The organism is Aurantiacibacter sp. D1-12 (assembly GCF_028858515.1).
Lineage (GTDB): Bacteria > Pseudomonadota > Alphaproteobacteria > Sphingomonadales > Sphingomonadaceae > Alteraurantiacibacter.
This window is the reverse complement of record NZ_JAPJZJ010000001.1, coordinates 441,042-458,162: the sequence shown is the minus strand read 5'-3', so window position 1 is coordinate 458,162 and position 17,121 is coordinate 441,042. Positions and strand designations below refer to the sequence as shown.

Genomic DNA, 17,121 nt, shown 5'->3' with positions numbered 1-17,121 from the left:
CCCCTATTCGATCCGTCCCTCATGCAGCCTTACCACACGGTCCATCCGCGCGGCCAGTCGCTCATTGTGGGTGGCGACCAGTGCGGCACTGCCCTGCCCGCGGACAAGTTCCAGAAACTCGCCGAGCACGCGCTCGCTCGTCTTCTCGTCGAGATTGCCGGTCGGCTCATCCGCCAGCACGAGTTGCGGCTTGTTGGCGAGCGCACGGGCGACGGCCACACGCTGTTGCTCACCGCCCGAAAGCTTGCTTGGACGGTGGCTTAGCCGGTGCGAGAGACCGAGTGCCTCCAACAGCTGTCTGGCTCGTTCCTCTGCATCCGCGCGCTTCACGTCCAGCAACAGCTGCGGCAGCACCACATTCTCCAGCGCCGTGAAGTCGGGCAGCAGGTGGTGGAACTGGTAGACGAAACCAAGGTGATCGCGGCGCAGCGTCGTGCGCTCAGCCGAACCCAGCGAACTGGCGTCTTGCCCAGCAATCTCGATCGTGCCGGAGAAACCACCTTCGAGCAGTCCCACAGCCTGCAACATGGTCGACTTGCCCGAGCCGGAGGGGCCGAGCAGCGCGACAATCTCTCCCGGCGCGACCTCCAGATCGACACCGCGCAGCACTTCGATAGTGACACCGCCCTGTTCGAAGCTACGGGCAAGGCCTGCAAGGCGAACGACAGGATTACTCATAACGCAGCACCTCCACCGGATCGGTATTCGAGGCGCGATAGGCCGGATAGAGCGTCGCAAGGAAGCTGAGGCCCATCGCCATACAGGCGATCATCAGCACTTCCATCGGATCGGTGCGCGAAGGCATCTCGGTTAGGAACCGCACATTGGGGTCCCATAGCTCGACACCGAATAGCGAACTGATGCCGGTCACAATGCCGTTGCGGAAGTACAGAACCAGGAAGCCGAGCGCCAATCCGACCCCCGTACCCAGCACGCCGATCACACTCCCCGTCGTCACAAAGATCTTCATCAGGCTCCGCCGTGTTGCGCCCATTGTGCGGACGATCGCGATGTCGCGCGTCTTGCTGCGAACCAGCATCACCAGCGAAGAGAGGATGTTGAAGGCTGCCACCAGCACAATGATTGAAAGCGCGAAGAACATGGCCACGCGTTCGACTTGCAAGGCTTCGAACAGCGAGGCGTTCATGGTCTGCCAGCTCGAGACGACTGCGCGCCCTTCCAGCTCCTCGACCACGGGGGCAAGTATCTCGTTTACCTCGTCAGGGTCTTCCACCTGCACTTCGATCATGCTGATGGAATCGCCCGTCATTGTCAGTGTTTGCGCAGTCGGGATCGGCATCACTACGAAGCGCTCGTCAAAGTCGATCAGTCCGACCGAGAAGATCGCAGTAACGGTATAGCCTATCTGCCGGGGGACCGTGCCGAATGGCGTGGTGCGCCCCTGTGGATTGATGATGGTGATCGTGTCACCGAGACGCAGGCCGAGGTTCTGCTGCAACGCCGACCCGATCATCACATTGTCCGAGCCGGGCTGGATGCTGGAGAGATCGCCTGCGACCACCTGGTTCTGCAGCCCCTCGATGTCTTCCATCGTGTTGCCTCGCACGAAAACGGCTTCGGCGCGCCCGTTGAAGCTGGCGAGCAATGGCTGCTCGATCAGCGGCGAAGCTTCGGTGACGCGCGGCGTATCCTCAATATCGGCGAGCACCTCTTCCCAGTTGTCCAGACGTCCACCGTATGCCTGCACCACGGCATGGCCGTTGAGGTTGGTGATCTTGTCGATCAGCTCTCCGCGAAAGCCGTTCATCACGCTCATCACGATCACCAGCATGGCGACCGAAAGCGCGACCACTGTGATCGAGATACCCGCCACCAGCGCAATCACCGCTTCGCTGCGCCCGGGCAGCATGTAGCGTTTGGCGATGGACCATTCGAATGGAGAGAGGATCACAGAGGCGACTTTCCGGATTGCGTCTTGGCTGCGTTAGGTACGCTCTCCTTTCGCTGCGATGAAGCGTAACCGCAAGCCCCAATGGCGCTTTTCCCGCCATCGTGACACTTGTTCAGGGGCGAACCTGTTACACCTGTTACACTGTCCTGGAGCAAAATTCCCGCCTCTTCCAAGAACCAAGAAACACACACATCAACAGCATTTTGGACACAAAAAGTATCATGTGCCTGACATGCAATGGGCGCCGATGTGTAGGAAAGCCTATTCCTCCAGCTGCGCGGCGATCCACCGGTCGACATGCGCTTCCAGAACATTGAGCGGGACTGCACCATTTTCCAGCACGGTGTCGTGGAAGTCACGCAGATCGAAGTCCGCACCCAGCGCCTCTTCCGCACGTGTGCGCAGTTCGCGGATCTTCAGTTCACCGATCTTGTAAGCCACCGCTTGCCCCGGCCAGGTGATGTAGCGATTGACCTCGGCATTGATATTGCCCTCTGACAGCGCGGTATTGTCGAGCATGTAGTCGACCGCCTCCTGCCGCGTCCAACCCATTGCATGAATGCCGGTATCGACGACAAGCCGCGTCGCGCGCCACATTTCGTAGCTTAGGCGCCCCATTTCCTTGGCAGGCGTATCGTACAGTCCCATTTCGATACCGAGACGCTCCGAGTACAGCCCCCAGCCCTCGACGAAGGCCGTGAAGAAGCTGCTATTGGCGCGCAGCGGGTGCATATCGAGCTCCTGCTGAAGCGCGATCTGGTGGTGATGGCCTGGCACTGCCTCATGCACACCCAGCGCGGGCAGTTCCCACAGCGGGCGCTGGTCCAGCTCGGTCAGGTTGAGGCGATAGATACCCGCCTGTCCCGTCGCCATCGAGCCGCGCTCGTAATAGGCGGTGGTATTTCCAGGAGCGACCGCCGCCGGAATTGGCTCAACCGTATAGGGCAAGCGCGGCAAGCGACCGAACAGGCGCGGCATCCAGCCATCGATTTCCTTGGCGAGAGCGCGCGTGTGCTCGAGATAGCTTTCTTCGTCCTCGGGGTAATATTGCGGATCGGTTCGCAGGTGCTCGATAAACGCCTCGCGCGTGTCGAAACCGGCTTCGGCCGCAACCTCCTCCATCTCTGCGCGGATGCGCGCAACTTCGGACAGGCCGAGCTCGTGCACCTCCATCGGGGTCATGTCTGTCGTGCTAAAACTGCGAACGCGGTAGGCGTAATAGGCATCGCCACCCGGGGTTCCGCCGATGCCCGGCGCTTCGTCAGTGCGGCAAGCCGGAGCAAAGTCCTGCAAGTAGAAATCGCGAAAGGCATCGAGGCCGACGAATGCGCCATCGGTAATGGCGGTGCGTCCGCGCGCGACGATATTGTTCCAGTCGGCTTCCGAAATTGTTGCCGGACGCTCGCCAAACGCCTGCCACCAGACCGACTCCTCGGGCGTATCGGTGATAAACCCTGTGATCGAGTTTTCATAACCCTGCATCGGCTCGCAAGGCTGCGTCAGGCCACGCTCGATTGCACCTTCACTTCGCGCGATAAAGGTCTGAATATATGCAGGGAATGATTCAAGGCGTGTCAGATAGCTGTCATAGTCCGCGACGGTGAAGAGAGGACTGGAATAGGCAAGGCCGGCGATGGCTCCTTGCGGTCCGCCACGGTTGGTGAAGGTGATGTAGCGGCTGTGATCGTGCTCGGCAGATTCCAGTCCGTCACGAAAGCTCCGCTCCAGCAGCGCATAATCGATCCGCAGGCTTTCGGGCAGGTCATCGACGTCAATAGCCTGCAACCGCGCCTGAAATTCACGCGATTGCGCAATCGCCGCATCATAGGCTTCCATCGAGGGATCCCCCAGCGAGCCATCGTTACGACGGTCCCCCACCCCTTCGGACAGCCATGGCGACTGGTCGAGCGCGTCCTGCCATACATCCTCCCGCAGCTCGACGAACTCGGCTTCGGCATCCTGCGCAAACACCGGTTGCGCGGCGAGCGTAAGCGAAAGCGCCGATGCGGCGAGGAATGTGCGGATCATGTGGTCTCTCCCGGAATCTGGTTTCGCGGGAGACTAGGCCTGTTGGCGGGGAAGTCTACCCACCCCGTAGGGTCTGAACCCCCCAATCGCGTTCGAGCAGGTACAGCACGAGCCGCGCGGCTTCGCCACGTGCGCTATCTAAACCACCTTCCTGCTCGACCAGCAGCTTTGCATCGGCATTGGCCATGTCGATATATTTGGTGACCTGTTCGAGGCTGGCGATGTTAAAGCCCTCCTCGCCCGATTGGCGCGTTCCGAGCAGTTCGCCGCCGCCACGCAGGCGCAGGTCTTCCTCGGCGAGGTAGAAGCCGTCCTGGCTCTCGCGCATCAGGGCGAGGCGTTGCTTGCCGGTTTCGCTGAGTTCGTTGCCTCGCAGAAGGAGGCAAGTCGATTTCTCGCTGCCCCGCCCCACGCGTCCGCGCAGCTGGTGGAGCTGGGCGAGACCGAAGCGTTCGGCCTGTTCGATCACCATCAGCGTGGCGTTGGGCACATCGACACCGACTTCGATCACCGTGGTTGCCACCAAGAGCTTGGCTTTGCCCGAAGCGAAATCGGCCATCGCGGCGTCCTTCAGTTCGGGCGTGAGCTGGCCGTGAACCATCACCACCGCATCACCAAACCGCTCTCGCAAAGCCGCATACCGTGCTTCGGCGGCGGCGATATCGTCGGCCATGCTTTCGCTGTCGCGCACCATCGGGCAGGCCCAGTAGGCTTGCTGGCCGCTTTCAACGTGGCGACCGACGGCAGAGACAATCTCGTCGAGGCGCTCGAGCGGCAGGACGCGGGTGTCGATCGGTTGGCGACCGGGCGGCATTTCATCGAGGCGGCTGACCTCCATCTCCCCGTGATTGGCGAGCACCAGAGTGCGCGGAATAGGGGTTGCCGTCATCGCCAGCGTGTGCGGAGTGACCTTGCCCTTTTGCGCCAGCATCAGCCGCTGCGAGACACCAAAGCGGTGCTGCTCGTCGATCACCACCAGGCCGAGGTTCTTGTAGCTCACCGTATCCTGAAAAATCGCATGGGTGCCGACGACAATCTGGATGCTCCCGTCGAGCAGTCCCATCAGGATAGACTCGCGTGCCTTGCCCTTGTCGCGGCCCGTCAGGATGGCGATCTCGACGCCGGTGGGTTTGGCCATCGCGCGCAGAGTCTCGAAATGCTGTCGTGCGAGCAGTTCGGTGGGCGCGAGCAGCGCGGCCTGCGCCCCCGCCTCCACAGCCGCCAGCATCGCCTCGAGTGCCACCACGGTCTTGCCCGCACCAACATCGCCCTGCAGCAAGCGGAGCATCGGGCTCGGCTGCGCCATGTCGCCCGTAATCTCGTCTATCGAGCGCCGTTGCGCTCCGGTCAGCGGAAACGGCAGTTGCAGCTTGTCCCGCAAGTGTCCGTCACCTTGCAAGGCCTGCCCTTTGCGCGCACGGTTCTGCTGGCGCACCAGCATCAGCGCGAGGGCATTGGCGAACAACTCGTCATAAGCGAGACGATCTCGCGCCTTGCCGTTTTCGCCTTTGTGCGCGAGCGCAATCGCATCGCGCCAGCTGGGCCAGCCTTCGCGGTCGAAGGTCTTTGGCTCGATCCATTCGGGCAGTTCGGGCGCCTTGGAAATGCTCTGCTCGGCAAAACTGCCAATACGCGGCTGGGTCAGCCCCTCGGCAAGGCGGTAAATCGGCTCCACCATCTTTCCCATCGCATCGGCGCTTTTCTCCGCAACATGATCGGGATGCACGATCTGCAAAGTCTGGTCGTACTGGTCGAGCCGCCCCGCGACCCAGCGTGTCTCACCCACCGGCAATTGCTTCTTCGCGGTGTAACTCGCCCGCCCGAAATAGGTCAGCGCGCAGATATTGCCGAGCACATCCTGCGCCAGCACCCTGTACGGTCCGCGGCCCGGATTGCGAGGGGATCGATGCTCGACAACGGTAAGTGGAACGAGGATCTGCTCTCCCACGCCCGCTTCATCGAGATCCTTAACCGCCCGCCGCGTCACGAAGCGTTCGGGCAAGTGGTAAAGAACGTCCCGCACCCGGCTAAGACCAAGGCGCTCCAGCGGCTTCTTCAGCTTCGGACCGACACCATCGAGCGTTTCGATCTCGGCAAACAGGGGGTTGAGAGCATCGGGGCGCATGGATTGCCTCTAGCCCATCGTGCCGCGCGGCGGTAGGAGGCACCGCATGACTTCCACCGACCTTTCAACACGTCTCGCCAAGGCCAAATTCCGCGCATGGCATCGCGGCACGCGGGAAGCGGACTATACCTTCGGCTGCTTCTTCGACACCTATCATGCCGACTGGTCCGAAGAGGAACTCGCGTGGTTCGAAAAGCTGCTGACCTTTGAGGACCCGGACGTGCTTGCATGGACCATGGGTACACAGGAAGTGCCGGCGGAAATGCAGGGCGCCCAAATGGATGCCTTGCTAAAGCTCGATTACGTGCGCATTTAGACCACACGAAACACAGCCGCACCCCCATCTCGAATGAGCTGGGGGCTTCTTTGCGTGTGCAACAGTTGAGTCCACGATGCCCGATATTGCCCGTATCCTGAAAGCCGAACAGCCGCTCACCCTCGCCCAGGTTGCGCGCGGGGCGCAGCCGTTGGTGATGGCCGACATCGCGCGCGCGGCGAAGGCTCCAGCGGTGTTTATCGCGCCTGATGATGCGGCGATGCGGGCCACGGTGGATGCAGCGCATTTCTTCGCGCCCGAGCTGGAAGTGATCGAATTCCCCGCGTGGGACTGCCTGCCATATGACCGTGCAAGCCCGGCCATGTCGGTCAGCGCGGCGCGCCTGGCAGCACTCCACCGGATGCAGACGACCAAGCCGGGCAGCCAGCTGGTCGTCACCACGGTCAATGCCCTGCTCCAGCGCGTCCTCACCCCTTTCCGCATTCGCGAAGCGGTGCGCGAGTTCAAACCCGGCGTGAGCATCGGGCATAAGAGCCTCGCGAACCTGCTGCGTAAGCAGGGCTACACCCGCGTTGATACGGTGGTGGACACCGGCGAGTTCGCGATGCGCGGCTCCATCGTCGATATTTATCCAAGTGGGCTGGAAGGCGGGCTGCGGCTCGATTTCTTCGGGGATGAGCTGGAGAGCCTGCGCCTGTTCGATCCCAGCACTCAGCGCACCACCACGACGATGGACAGCCATTTGCTACTCCCGGCGAGCGAGGCGCTGCTCGACGAAGACAGCATCAAGCGCTTCCGCAGCCGCTATCGCGAGACTTTTGGTGCCGATGCCACACAGGACCCGCTCTACGAAGCTGTGAGCGACGGGCGACGCCTCGCGGGCATGGAACACTGGCTGCCCATGTTCGAGGACCGGATGGCGACGTTGTTCGATCACTTGGGCAAGGATGCGGTCTATGTGATCGATGCAGGCGCAATGACTGCGGTGGAAGAGCGCCTTTCCGACATCGCCGACTATCGCAAGCAGCGCAGCGAAGTGGCTGGGCAATCGCGCGGCAGCTATCGTCCGATCGATCCCGAAACACTCTACCTGACCGAGGGCGAGTTCAAGGACGCGCTGACCGCCAAGCCCATCCACCGCGCCTCGATCTTCGCCGAGCCGGAGAGCGACACGGTGCTCGACTTCGGCTTCAAGTCCGCGCGCGATTTTACGCCCGAGCGATCGCAGAACACCAATGTCTATGAGGCGGTGGCGAAGCATTTCACCCCTCTGGGCAAAGCGGGCAAGCGACCACTTCTGGCAGCCTACACCAAGGGCTCGCTGAGTCGCATCACCTCGATAATCGAGGAAGCTGGCACCAAAATCGACACCGCCGACACTTGGCAGGAAGCCCTCGGGTCCTCCGCCAAAGGCAAGCCCACTGCAATGGTGCTACCGCTCGACACCGGTTTCGCCAATGACGAGCTGGAGCTAATCACCGAGCAGGACCTGCTGGGCGATCGCCTTGTCCGCCGCAAGAAGCGCAAGAAGGATGCCGACGCCTTCCTCGCAGAACTGCAGGCATTGGCGCGCGGCGATCTGGTCGTCCACGTGGATCACGGGATCGGCAAATACATCGGGTTGGAGCCGATTTCGGTCGGCAAGAGCAAGCATGACTGCGTGATGCTGGAGTACCGGGGCGGCGATAAACTCTACATCCCGGTGGAGAACCTCGAGGTCCTCAGCCGCTATGGCTCGTCCGAAGAGACCGTCCCGCTGGATCGGCTCGGCGGCGAAGCATGGCAGAAGCGCCGCGCGAAGTTGAAAGAGCGTATCCGTGCCATTGCAGGCGAGCTTATGAAAGTCGCCGCCGCCCGTGCCCTGCGCAAGGCCCCGGTGCTGACGGCGGACGAAGCGAGCTACAACCAGTTCCTCGACCGCTTCCAATACGAGGAAACCGAGGATCAGGAAGCCGCAATTGCCGACGTGCTGCGCGATCTGGAAAGCGGCCGCCCGATGGACCGGCTCGTCTGCGGCGATGTCGGATTCGGCAAGACCGAGGTTGCCCTGCGGGCTGCCTTTGTCGCAGCAATGAATGGCCAGCAGGTGGCAATGGTCGCCCCCACTACCTTGCTCGCACGCCAGCACTTCCAGAACTTCACCGAGCGTTTCGCCGGCTTCCCGCTCAAAATCGGTCGCCTCTCCCGCCTTGTGCCTCAGAACGAGATGAAGGAAACACGCGAAGGGCTCGAAAGCGGCGATATCGATATCGTGATCGGCACCCATGCCATCCTCAGCAAGAACACGCAGTTCAAGAACCTTGGTCTGGTGATCGTGGACGAGGAGCAGCGCTTTGGCGTCACCCACAAGGAAAAGCTGAAGCAGCTTCGCGCCGACGTGCATGTGCTGACGCTCACCGCAACGCCAATCCCACGCACGCTGCAAATGGCGATGACGGGCCTGCGCGAACTTTCAACGATCAAGACGCCGCCCGTCGATCGCCTCGCGGTGCGCACTTATGTGATGGAATGGGACGACATGGTGGTGCGCGAGGCGCTGCTGCGCGAACACCACCGCGGCGGGCAGAGCTTTATCGTCGTGCCGCGCATTTCGGACATGGAGCCGGTCATCGAGTGGCTGCGCGAATATGTGCCGGAAGTGAAATTCGTCTTTGCCCACGGGCAGATGAGCGCAGGTGAAATCGAAGAGCGGATGAGCGCCTTCTACGAGGGCAAATACGAGGTGCTGCTAAGCACGACCATCGTCGAAAGCGGCCTCGATCTGCCTTCCGCCAATACCATCATTATCCACCGCGCGGACCGCTTCGGCCTTGCCCAGCTTTACCAGCTGCGCGGGCGCGTGGGACGGTCCAAGATCCGTGCCTATGCTTACCTTACGACACCAGCAGACAGTCAGCTGAGCGAAGTCGCCGAAAAGCGACTCAAGGTGCTCGGCGATCTCGATAGTCTTGGTGCGGGCTTCCAGCTTGCCAGCCACGATCTCGACATTCGCGGTGCGGGCAACCTGTTGGGTGACGAACAGAGCGGCCATATCCGCGAAGTCGGGTTCGAATTGTATCAGTCGATGTTGGAGGACGCGATCATGGCGGCCAAGGCTGGCGATGCGGGGCTTGAGGCGGATTCGACCGGCCTCAGCCCGCAAATCACCGTCGATGCGCCGATCATGATCCCAGAAGAGTACGTGCCGGACTTGGCAGTGCGCATGGCGCTATACCGCCGCCTCAACCAGGCCGATGGCGAGGCAGAAATCGAGAGTCTTGCCGCCGAAATGATCGACCGCTTTGGCGAGCTACCGCAACCGACCAAGAACCTGCTGCGCCTGATCACGATCAAGGGGCAGGCTGTCGAGGCTAACATCGCCAAGATCGAAGTGGGCGCGCGCGGCACACTTGTCACCTTCCACAGGGATGACTTCCCCGACCCGGTCGGTCTGATCGCCTATGTCGATCGCTTGAAAGGTACCGCAAAGTTGCGGCCCGACATGAAGCTGGTGATCAACCGTGCGTGGGGCGATCCAGAAAGCCGCTTGAACGGATTGTTCCAGCTCACCAAGGGCCTCTCGGGCATTGTGAAGCGGGCGAAGAAGAAAGCGGCATAGAGCCCAAAGCAGCGGGTTGTATTTCCTCTCCTTTCGCGATTTACTCCGCGCCAAAGGAGAGGACTCACCCATGCGCTATTTGCTCACCACCGCTATCGGCATTGCTCTTGCCGTGCCACTCGCCACGCCTGCCTTTGCGCAGGACGGGTATCAGGAGCCACCCGCAGAGATTACCGATATCGTTACGCGCCCGCCCTCGCCTGCGGTTTCGGTATCGCCCGATGGTGACGTGATGCTGCTGCTGGAGCGCGAGAGCCTGCCGCCGGTGGCGGATCTCGCGCGACCGATGGAGAAGCTGGCGGGTCTGCGGCTCGATAGCTCAATCAACGATCGGCATGGCACGCGCGCCTTTGTCGGCATGGTCGTTCGCGATGTGGACGGCGCGAACGAGCGACGCGTAGCGTTGCCGGCAGAGGCGGACGTGTCAGACCTCGCCTGGTCGCCTGATGGCTCGCGCGTTGCTTTCACCAACACCTATGCAGACGGCATGGCGCTGATGGTGCTCGACACCGCGACGGGTAATGCGACTACGGTGCTTGAACGCGGGATCAACCCGATCTTCCAGGGGCCGCGCTGGATGCCAGACGGGCGCCTGCTGGCACTCGTGATCCCAGAGAACCGCGGGCCGATGCCGCAAGAGTCGCTCACCCCTGCTGGCCCTGCCATCCAGGACGCGAGCGGCGGTGAAGAGGCGCAGACGCGCACCTATCAGGACCTGCTCGAAGATCCGCATGACGAGGCGATGTTCACATGGATGGGCACCAGCCAGCCTGTCGCGTTTGATCTGGACAGCGGCACGCGCGAAGTGCTGGGCGAGCCGCGCATGTACACCTACTTCGCTGCTTCGCCGAACGGGGAGTATATCCTGTCCGAATATCTCGAGCAGCCATACAGCTATCAGGTGCCTTACTCGCGCTTCCCGCTGACGTCTGTAGTGACGGACGCATCGGGCAATGCAATCACGACAGTTGCGGAGCAACCGCTGGCGGATAACTTGCCCGTGCAAGGGGTGCCAACAGGTCGCCGCAGCATCATCTGGCATCCGACCGAGCCTGCGTTGCTCGTCTGGGCGGAAGCCCAGGACGGCGGCGATCCGCGCGTCGAGACCGATGTGCGCGATGCAATGTTCGGCCTTACTGCTCCCTTCACCGGAGAGCCGACGCAGATCGCGACATTCGAGGATCGCTTTTCCGGCTTCATGGGGATGGAAGGCACGGACGACGTGCTTGCCTACGATTATGACCGCGACAGCCGCGAACTGCGCATTTCACAAATCGATGTGACGGGTGGAAACGGCTCGCGCGAGCTGATCCTGCGCAATGTCCAGGACGCTTATGGTGATCCGGGCTCGCCGGTGATGACCACCACCGATGCCGGCTTCGGCGTCGCGCGCTTCGATGGCAGCACACTGCTCCTTTCCGGCTCGGGCGCTACGCCGGAGGGCTTGCGGCCCTTCCTGCGGCGGTTTGACCTCGGCACGCTGGAAACCGAAGAGATCTGGCGGAACAATACCGAGGAGCTGGAAAGCATTTCGGCCGTGCTGGACGCCGACGGAAGCAGTTTTATCACCTATTTCCAGAGCCCGACCAATCCGGGGAATTTCCGTCTTCGCGATGGCGACACGGTGACCGCGCTCACCGACTTCCCCGATCCGCACCCCGAACTAACCGGCATCAGCCGCGAACTCGTGACCTACACCCGCGCTGACGGAACCGAACTCACCGCAACGCTCTACCTGCCGCCAGACTATCAGGAAGGCGACAGACTGCCGCTGGTCGTGTGGGCATACCCGCGTGAATTCAACAATGCGGCAACAGCCTCGCAGAACCGTGATAGCCCCTACCGCTTCACCCGCATCGGTGGCTATTCGCACCTGTTCTTCCTGACGCAGGGCTATGCGGTGCTGGACAATGCGGCGATGCCGGTGATCGGCGACGACCCTGAAACGGTAAACGATACTTTCATCGAGCAGATCGTCTCCAGCGCCCAGGCTGCGGTCGATTTCTCGGTCGAACGCGGCTTTGGTGACGGCTACCGCGTCGGTGTCGGCGGCCATTCCTATGGCGCCTTCATGACCGCACACCTGCTTGCACAAAGCGACATCTTCCGCGCCGGTATCGCACGTTCGGGGGCCTACAACCGTACGCTCACACCGTTCGGCTTCCAGTCGGAACGCCGCATTTTCTGGGAAACACCGGAGACATATTACATGCTCTCCCCCTTCATGGCAGCCGACCAGATCAACGAGCCGATGCTGCTGATCCACGGTGATAACGACAACAATTCGGGCACTTTCCCGCAGCAGTCAGAGCGCATGTTTGCTGCGATCCGCGGAACCGGTGGCACCGCGCGTCTGGTGATGCTGCCACACGAAAGCCACGGCTATCGCGGCCGCGAAAGCGTGCTGCATACGCTCGCCGAAATGATCGACTGGTTCGGCACACACGTCCGCGATGCGGAGGCACCTGCGGAATAAAGTCTTTCGAAACGTCTACTCGAAGGAGAACGCCGAACCTTTGGCGAACTCGTGGGCGGGGACAGGTTTCCCGCCCAGAAAACCCTGCCACATGCGGCACCCTTCGCGCACGACCGTGCCGCGCTGTTCCTCTGTCTCGATGCCCTCTGCAATCACCTGCAGCTCCAGCGCGCGGGCCATTGCCACAATTGCCCGCAGAACCGCCAAGTCACGCGGATCCTGCACGATGCCCTCTATCATGGAGCGATCGAGCTTGAGCGAATGCAGTGGCAGCACCTTGAGATAGCGAAAGTTGCAGAACCCTGCCCCGAAATCATCGAGCGCGATACGGATGCCGTGCTCGGCCAGCTTTTCCAGCTTCGCCGCCGATCGGTCGAGGTCTGCCACCAATGCCTGCTCGGTAATTTCCAGCGTCAGGCGCTCCGCCGGAAAGCCGCTATCCCCCAGCATCTGGAGCAGTTCTTCGCCAAACGTGCGATCAAACAAATCCATTGCAGTGACATTGAGCGACAGCCGCAGGTGATCCGGCCACAACCGCGCCTCGGCAAAAGCCTTGCGCGCAATGTGGCGGGACAGGCGCCGCGCGATTCCGCCGCTTTGTGAGATCGCCACCAGCGCATCACCCGACAACATGCCGTGATCGGGATGCTCCCACCGCACCAAGGCCTCTGCCCCAGTCACAGTGCCCTCGTAGGCGCAAAACTGCGGCTGAAACAGCAGCTCGACCACGTCACCCGTGATCGCATCGGCAAGGTCTTCGGTTATCGGATGTGGCTCACTCCGGCGGCGATCAACGCGTTGCCGCCTTTCATGAACCTGTGTGGGTATCGACATGCCGCTTCTCTGCCCATTTCACTCGTTGCTGTCTTGTCATGTAAAAGCCGCGTTGCAAATCGGGACGTGTCTCCATAGAACCTGCGCCCATGGAGAGGCTGGCAATCGTCTATTCGCAGTCGGACCGGGCGCGTAAGGCCGCGAAGGAACTTTGCGAGCGCCACACATTCGTACCGATTGAAGAGGCAGACGCCGTGGTCGCGGTTGGCGGCGATGGCACGATGCTGGATGCACTGCACGACATGCTCGATGTCGAGCGTATCATCCCGGTTTTCGGGATCAACCTCGGCACAGTCGGCTTCCTGATGAACCGATATCACGGTGCGGGCGATCTTATGTCACGAATCGCTGCGGCGAAAGCGATGGCCGTGCGGCCTTTACGGATGGAAGCAGTGACACAGGACGGCGCGCGGCACACCCACAGCGCCATCAACGAAGTCAGCCTGCTGCGTGAAACGCGCCAGACCGCCAAAGTCGAGATTTCGGTGAACGGAAAGGTGCGCATCGGAGAGCTGGCGGGTGACGGTGTGCTGCTGTCCACTCCCGTCGGTTCGACCGCCTATAACCTTTCCGCGAACGGGCCGATCCTGCCGCTCGATTCGCGTATGCTCGCCCTTACCCCGATCAGCCCCTTCCGCCCGCGCCGCTGGCCAGGAGCTATCCTTCCCGAAACCAGCAAAGTCACCTTCCGCGTGCGTGAGCCGGCCAAGCGCCCGGTCGCGGTGGTGGCAGACCAGCGCGAAGTCCGCGATATTGCCGAAGTGCATGTAGAGATTGCCGCCGACAGGGAAATGACACTGCTGTTCGATCCGGGCCACGCGCTCGACGAACGGATCGTGGCGGAGCAGTTCATCACCTGAATTACAGGTCTCTTCACAGCAATTTGCCAATTGCTAACTTCGGGCCTTGCCAAACCGAATCTGCCCCAATATAGGCGCGTTCTGCCTTCGGGCTGCTCCCCGATAGCTCAGCGGTAGAGTAGGTGACTGTTAATCACTTGGTCGTTGGTTCGAATCCAACTCGGGGAGCCATTTTTTCCTACATCGCTGGAAAATGACGCCAATCGCGCGCGTATCAATCGGTTCCCTCTGATTGCGAGAATCCAGTTCTTGAAAAACTTCAGAAGCTGAAGTGATCGAAGGTGACCTCAGCCACCTGCGTATCTGCAAGAATAATGATGCCGCCTTCAAACCCGATGACTTCAATGCGGACATCATCGCCAACCTGCGTAATCGCAAGATCAGAGGACTCTATGTTCTTGTCATAGCGAGAGAAATCGAACCGGTCCGTGCCTTCCTCGAAATCATGAATCACGACTTCTCCAAATCCGGAGCGGAAGCTGAACACGTCTTCCCCGGCTCCACCCCAGACTTCGGCATTACCCTTGAGAAGGAAGGTATCATTGCCGGCACCCCCATCAAGCTGGTCGATCGCGCCGCCGAAGTCATAGTCCAGCAGCAGGTCGTCACCGTCGCCTCCTTCAAGCCGATCAGCACCTCTTCCGCCCGAGAGAATGTCGTTCCCACCCTCTCCGCGCAGCCAGTCGTCCCCACCACGCCCGTCAAAATGGTTCGCCCGGTCATTACCGCGGAGCGAGTTGTTGGAGTTATTGCCGGTCAAATCCACATCTCCGGCATTGGACCGCACGACCAGGCTTTCAACTTCCACGAAATGCGGCAAGACAAAGTCGACCGTGGTGATGACAATGTCGATGCCTGCGCCTGACAGTTCCTTGATCTGGTCCTGTGCAGAAGTCACCACATAACGATCGTTACCGGCACCACCCGAAAGGATATTGCTGCCCCTCCCGCCAACAAGCACATCATTGCCCGCACCGCCAAGCAGCCGATCATTGCCATCATTGCCCCGCAGATAGTCGTCGCCATCCAGGCCGTTCAGGAAATCGTTTCCGGACGCGCCTGAAATTGAATTACCCAGCGTATTGCCCGTGAGGCGCAGGCCAGCGCTACCTTCTATTGCCAACAGGTTTTCGACGTGATCCGGCAGGGCAAAGTTCCCGCTGGATTCGACCGTGTCGATGCCTTCTCCGGCGAATTCGAAGATCTGGTCCCGTGCCGTGTTGACGCGGTAAGTGTCATCGCCAAGGCCACCATAAAGGCGATCCTGAGCCGATCCGCCATCGAGCAAATCGTTACCGGCGCCGCCGATCAGCCGATCTGGTCCTGCATAACCGTAAAGATAGTCCGCGCCGTCTTCACCGCGCAAATCATCGCGACCAACAGTGCCATGAAGGCTGTCGCTGCCCTCATCACCGATTAGCGGAACCAGACCCGAAACGGCCCATTGCGGTGCTGAAACTCCCATCAATTCAGATGCGCCGAGCATCCGCACCGCCTCACGGAACAGGATGTCCGCGAACTCCGAGGTGTAGTGGATATGGTCGCGATAGGCGTCTTGCGGGTCCTCAATACGGCTGACGTAGAGGTCTGCATCAAGGATTGCGACGTTGTCGTCACCAGCAGCCACTGCAAAATGGGCATCACGCACATCATACCAGTTGGGCCGGTCAGGAATGACCGTGGGGTAGCTCGAAAGCGGTACAATCACGGTCTGAAATGTGTCGCCAAATTCGCTTCGAAGTCCCGCAATAAGAGCTTCCAGGTTTTCCTGATATGCATCAGCGCGCGCTGAACTGCCGGTATCGGCTTCACCCTGCACCCAGATGAAGCCCGCGAAATAGCCACCCGTTTCGGCAAGAACAGTGGTCAGTTGCGCCACAAGCTCGCGATACAACTCCCCCGAGTTGGGATCACCGTCATCGAAAGGGTACCAATCCGGTTTTTCAAGATTGGGCGACAGTGACACGCCACCTTCCAGGACATGGAAAAGTGTATAGTCCGGAGACGCTTGAGACGCTGCTGCATAGGAAGCGGTGACCGCGAGCGATCCCGCGTTGCTCTGTCCGGCAACAACATAAACGGGATGAGGCATAGAGGCTAACTCCGAACCGGCGCAGGCATTGGATGACGATTGTTACTGCGCATTGCGTGCTGCGGTGTGCATAGCCGTACCAGCAAGGCGATTGTCAAGCTGCGCATTGGTTTCCAAAGACAATCCTCGACCTTGCCAACTTTTGGATTGCAGCGGACGTTTCTACCCCGGTCGCCTGAATAGGAACGCTTCGCCGGTGCCCTCACCGGAGTAAACTCCAACCAGATGATTACTTCGGACAGGCTCTTCGAAACCTACCGCGACTAACCCTGGCACGAAAGATCGTGGCCGCATTCCCGGAATATCGCGAGCAGCGCCCAGATTTCCGGTGATGGTGTCTTCAATATACAGCGCCCCGCCCGGCTTCAGGCTTGCCAATGCAGCAGCTGCGCGGGATCCGTCCCCGATTGTAAGTGCGGGAAAAAACTCCGCGGCCCAGAAGATATCGACTGGCTCGGGCACGTTATTGCCAGCCATGCTGTCAACATAGATGATTTCGACATTCCCGTACTGCCCGGCAATCGCCTCAAGGTTCGCGAATGCATCGGCTGCGTTGTCCATGTCATCATCGAGCAGCACGTAAAGACGCCCTTCGGCACCAACCGCCTGCGATAGGATCCGCGTGTAGTAACCGTCAGCCGAGGCGATCTGGGCAATCACCTGCCCTCGCCGCACCCCGGCAAACGTCAGCGTCTCCAGCGGCAGGCGAGCATCATCGCGCGCGACATCCTCCGCCGGACGCGCTGGGCTGTAAATCGCAGCCATCAGCTCTTCGGTCGGCTGGATATTGGCGAGATCGTTGGGCGTGTTCGACACACATCCCGCGAGTGCAAGCGCCACAATGGCGACCAGTGATTCTGATATGCGCAAAGAACCTCTCCTTGCCACCTATGCTAACCAGTAGGCCAGCTGCGGCAAG

At 60.8% G+C, this 17,121-nt stretch carries 11 protein-coding genes and 1 tRNA gene; 5 read left to right on the top strand and 7 right to left on the bottom strand.

Features of this window, described 5'->3' with window-relative positions; all coding sequences use genetic code 11:
* Window positions 1–3: 3 nt before the first annotated feature.
* The 4 genes from OOZ52_RS02305 to recG form a co-directional block, all read right to left on the bottom strand.
* Window positions 4–678, bottom strand: a complete 675-nt coding sequence (locus tag OOZ52_RS02305) for an ABC transporter ATP-binding protein (RefSeq protein WP_274696860.1) — start codon at window positions 676–678, stop codon at window positions 4–6.
* Window positions 671–1,912, bottom strand: a complete 1,242-nt coding sequence (locus tag OOZ52_RS02300) for a lipoprotein-releasing ABC transporter permease subunit (protein WP_274696859.1) — start codon at window positions 1,910–1,912, stop codon at window positions 671–673. Before OOZ52_RS02300 ends, OOZ52_RS02305 begins: the two co-directional genes overlap by 8 nt.
* 261 nt (window positions 1,913–2,173) lie before the next feature.
* Window positions 2,174–3,940 (bottom strand): DUF885 domain-containing protein, encoded by a 1,767-nt coding sequence (locus OOZ52_RS02295; RefSeq protein WP_274696858.1) that lies wholly within the window; start codon window positions 3,938–3,940, stop codon window positions 2,174–2,176.
* 55 nt (window positions 3,941–3,995) lie between these two features.
* Window positions 3,996–6,065 (bottom strand): ATP-dependent DNA helicase RecG, encoded by a 2,070-nt coding sequence (recG, locus tag OOZ52_RS02290; RefSeq protein ID WP_274696857.1) that lies wholly within the window; start codon window positions 6,063–6,065, stop codon window positions 3,996–3,998.
* Window positions 6,066–6,111: 46 nt separating this feature from the next.
* Between recG and OOZ52_RS02285 the strand changes: the two genes are divergently transcribed.
* From OOZ52_RS02285 to OOZ52_RS02275, 3 genes are all read left to right on the top strand, one after another.
* Complete coding sequence (locus OOZ52_RS02285) at window positions 6,112–6,381, top strand: FAD assembly factor SdhE (RefSeq protein WP_274696856.1); 270 nt, start codon at window positions 6,112–6,114, stop codon at window positions 6,379–6,381.
* Between the two features lie 76 nt (window positions 6,382–6,457).
* On the top strand, window positions 6,458–9,940 hold the full coding sequence (mfd, locus tag OOZ52_RS02280) for a transcription-repair coupling factor (protein WP_274696855.1): 3,483 nt from the start codon (window positions 6,458–6,460) through the stop codon (window positions 9,938–9,940).
* A 70-nt stretch (window positions 9,941–10,010) separates the two neighbouring features.
* Complete coding sequence (locus OOZ52_RS02275) at window positions 10,011–12,416, top strand: prolyl oligopeptidase family serine peptidase (protein ID WP_274696854.1); 2,406 nt, start codon at window positions 10,011–10,013, stop codon at window positions 12,414–12,416.
* A 15-nt stretch (window positions 12,417–12,431) separates the two neighbouring features.
* Here the strand turns inward: OOZ52_RS02275 and OOZ52_RS02270 are convergent, their stop codons facing one another.
* Window positions 12,432–13,250, bottom strand: coding sequence for an EAL domain-containing protein (locus OOZ52_RS02270; protein ID WP_274696853.1), 819 nt, complete (start codon window positions 13,248–13,250; stop codon window positions 12,432–12,434).
* A gap of 89 nt (window positions 13,251–13,339) precedes the next feature.
* Between OOZ52_RS02270 and OOZ52_RS02265 the strand changes: the two genes are divergently transcribed.
* Together OOZ52_RS02265 and OOZ52_RS02260 are read left to right on the top strand one after the other, a co-directional pair.
* Complete coding sequence (locus OOZ52_RS02265; protein WP_274696852.1) at window positions 13,340–14,110, top strand: NAD kinase; 771 nt, start codon at window positions 13,340–13,342, stop codon at window positions 14,108–14,110.
* Window positions 14,111–14,206: 96 nt separating this feature from the next.
* Window positions 14,207–14,281, top strand: a tRNA-Asn gene (locus OOZ52_RS02260).
* Window positions 14,282–14,369: 88 nt separating this feature from the next.
* Here OOZ52_RS02260 and OOZ52_RS02255 read toward each other — a convergent pair.
* The gene (locus OOZ52_RS02255; RefSeq protein ID WP_274696851.1) at window positions 14,370–16,202 is read right to left on the bottom strand and encodes a sialate O-acetylesterase; all 1,833 of its coding nucleotides are present in this window, start codon (window positions 16,200–16,202) and stop codon (window positions 14,370–14,372) included.
* 162 nt (window positions 16,203–16,364) lie between these two features.
* Complete coding sequence (locus OOZ52_RS02250; protein WP_274696850.1) at window positions 16,365–17,072, bottom strand: hypothetical protein; 708 nt, start codon at window positions 17,070–17,072, stop codon at window positions 16,365–16,367.
* Window positions 17,073–17,121: the final 49 nt, after the last annotated feature.

Coding starts and splice junctions, on each gene's coding strand:
- OOZ52_RS02305 (WP_274696860.1), bottom strand. CDS start 678: ATGAGTAATCCTGTCGTTCGCCTTGCAGGCCTTGCCCGTAGCTTCGAA.
- OOZ52_RS02295 (WP_274696858.1), bottom strand. CDS start 3,940: ATGATCCGCACATTCCTCGCCGCATCGGCGCTTTCGCTTACGCTCGCC.
- recG (WP_274696857.1), bottom strand. CDS start 6,065: ATGCGCCCCGATGCTCTCAACCCCCTGTTTGCCGAGATCGAAACGCTC.
- OOZ52_RS02285 (WP_274696856.1), top strand. CDS start 6,112: ATGACTTCCACCGACCTTTCAACACGTCTCGCCAAGGCCAAATTCCGC.
- mfd (WP_274696855.1), top strand. CDS start 6,458: ATGCCCGATATTGCCCGTATCCTGAAAGCCGAACAGCCGCTCACCCTC.
- OOZ52_RS02275 (WP_274696854.1), top strand. CDS start 10,011: ATGCGCTATTTGCTCACCACCGCTATCGGCATTGCTCTTGCCGTGCCA.
- OOZ52_RS02270 (WP_274696853.1), bottom strand. CDS start 13,250: ATGTCGATACCCACACAGGTTCATGAAAGGCGGCAACGCGTTGATCGC.
- OOZ52_RS02265 (WP_274696852.1), top strand. CDS start 13,340: ATGGAGAGGCTGGCAATCGTCTATTCGCAGTCGGACCGGGCGCGTAAG.
- OOZ52_RS02255 (WP_274696851.1), bottom strand. CDS start 16,202: ATGCCTCATCCCGTTTATGTTGTTGCCGGACAGAGCAACGCGGGATCG.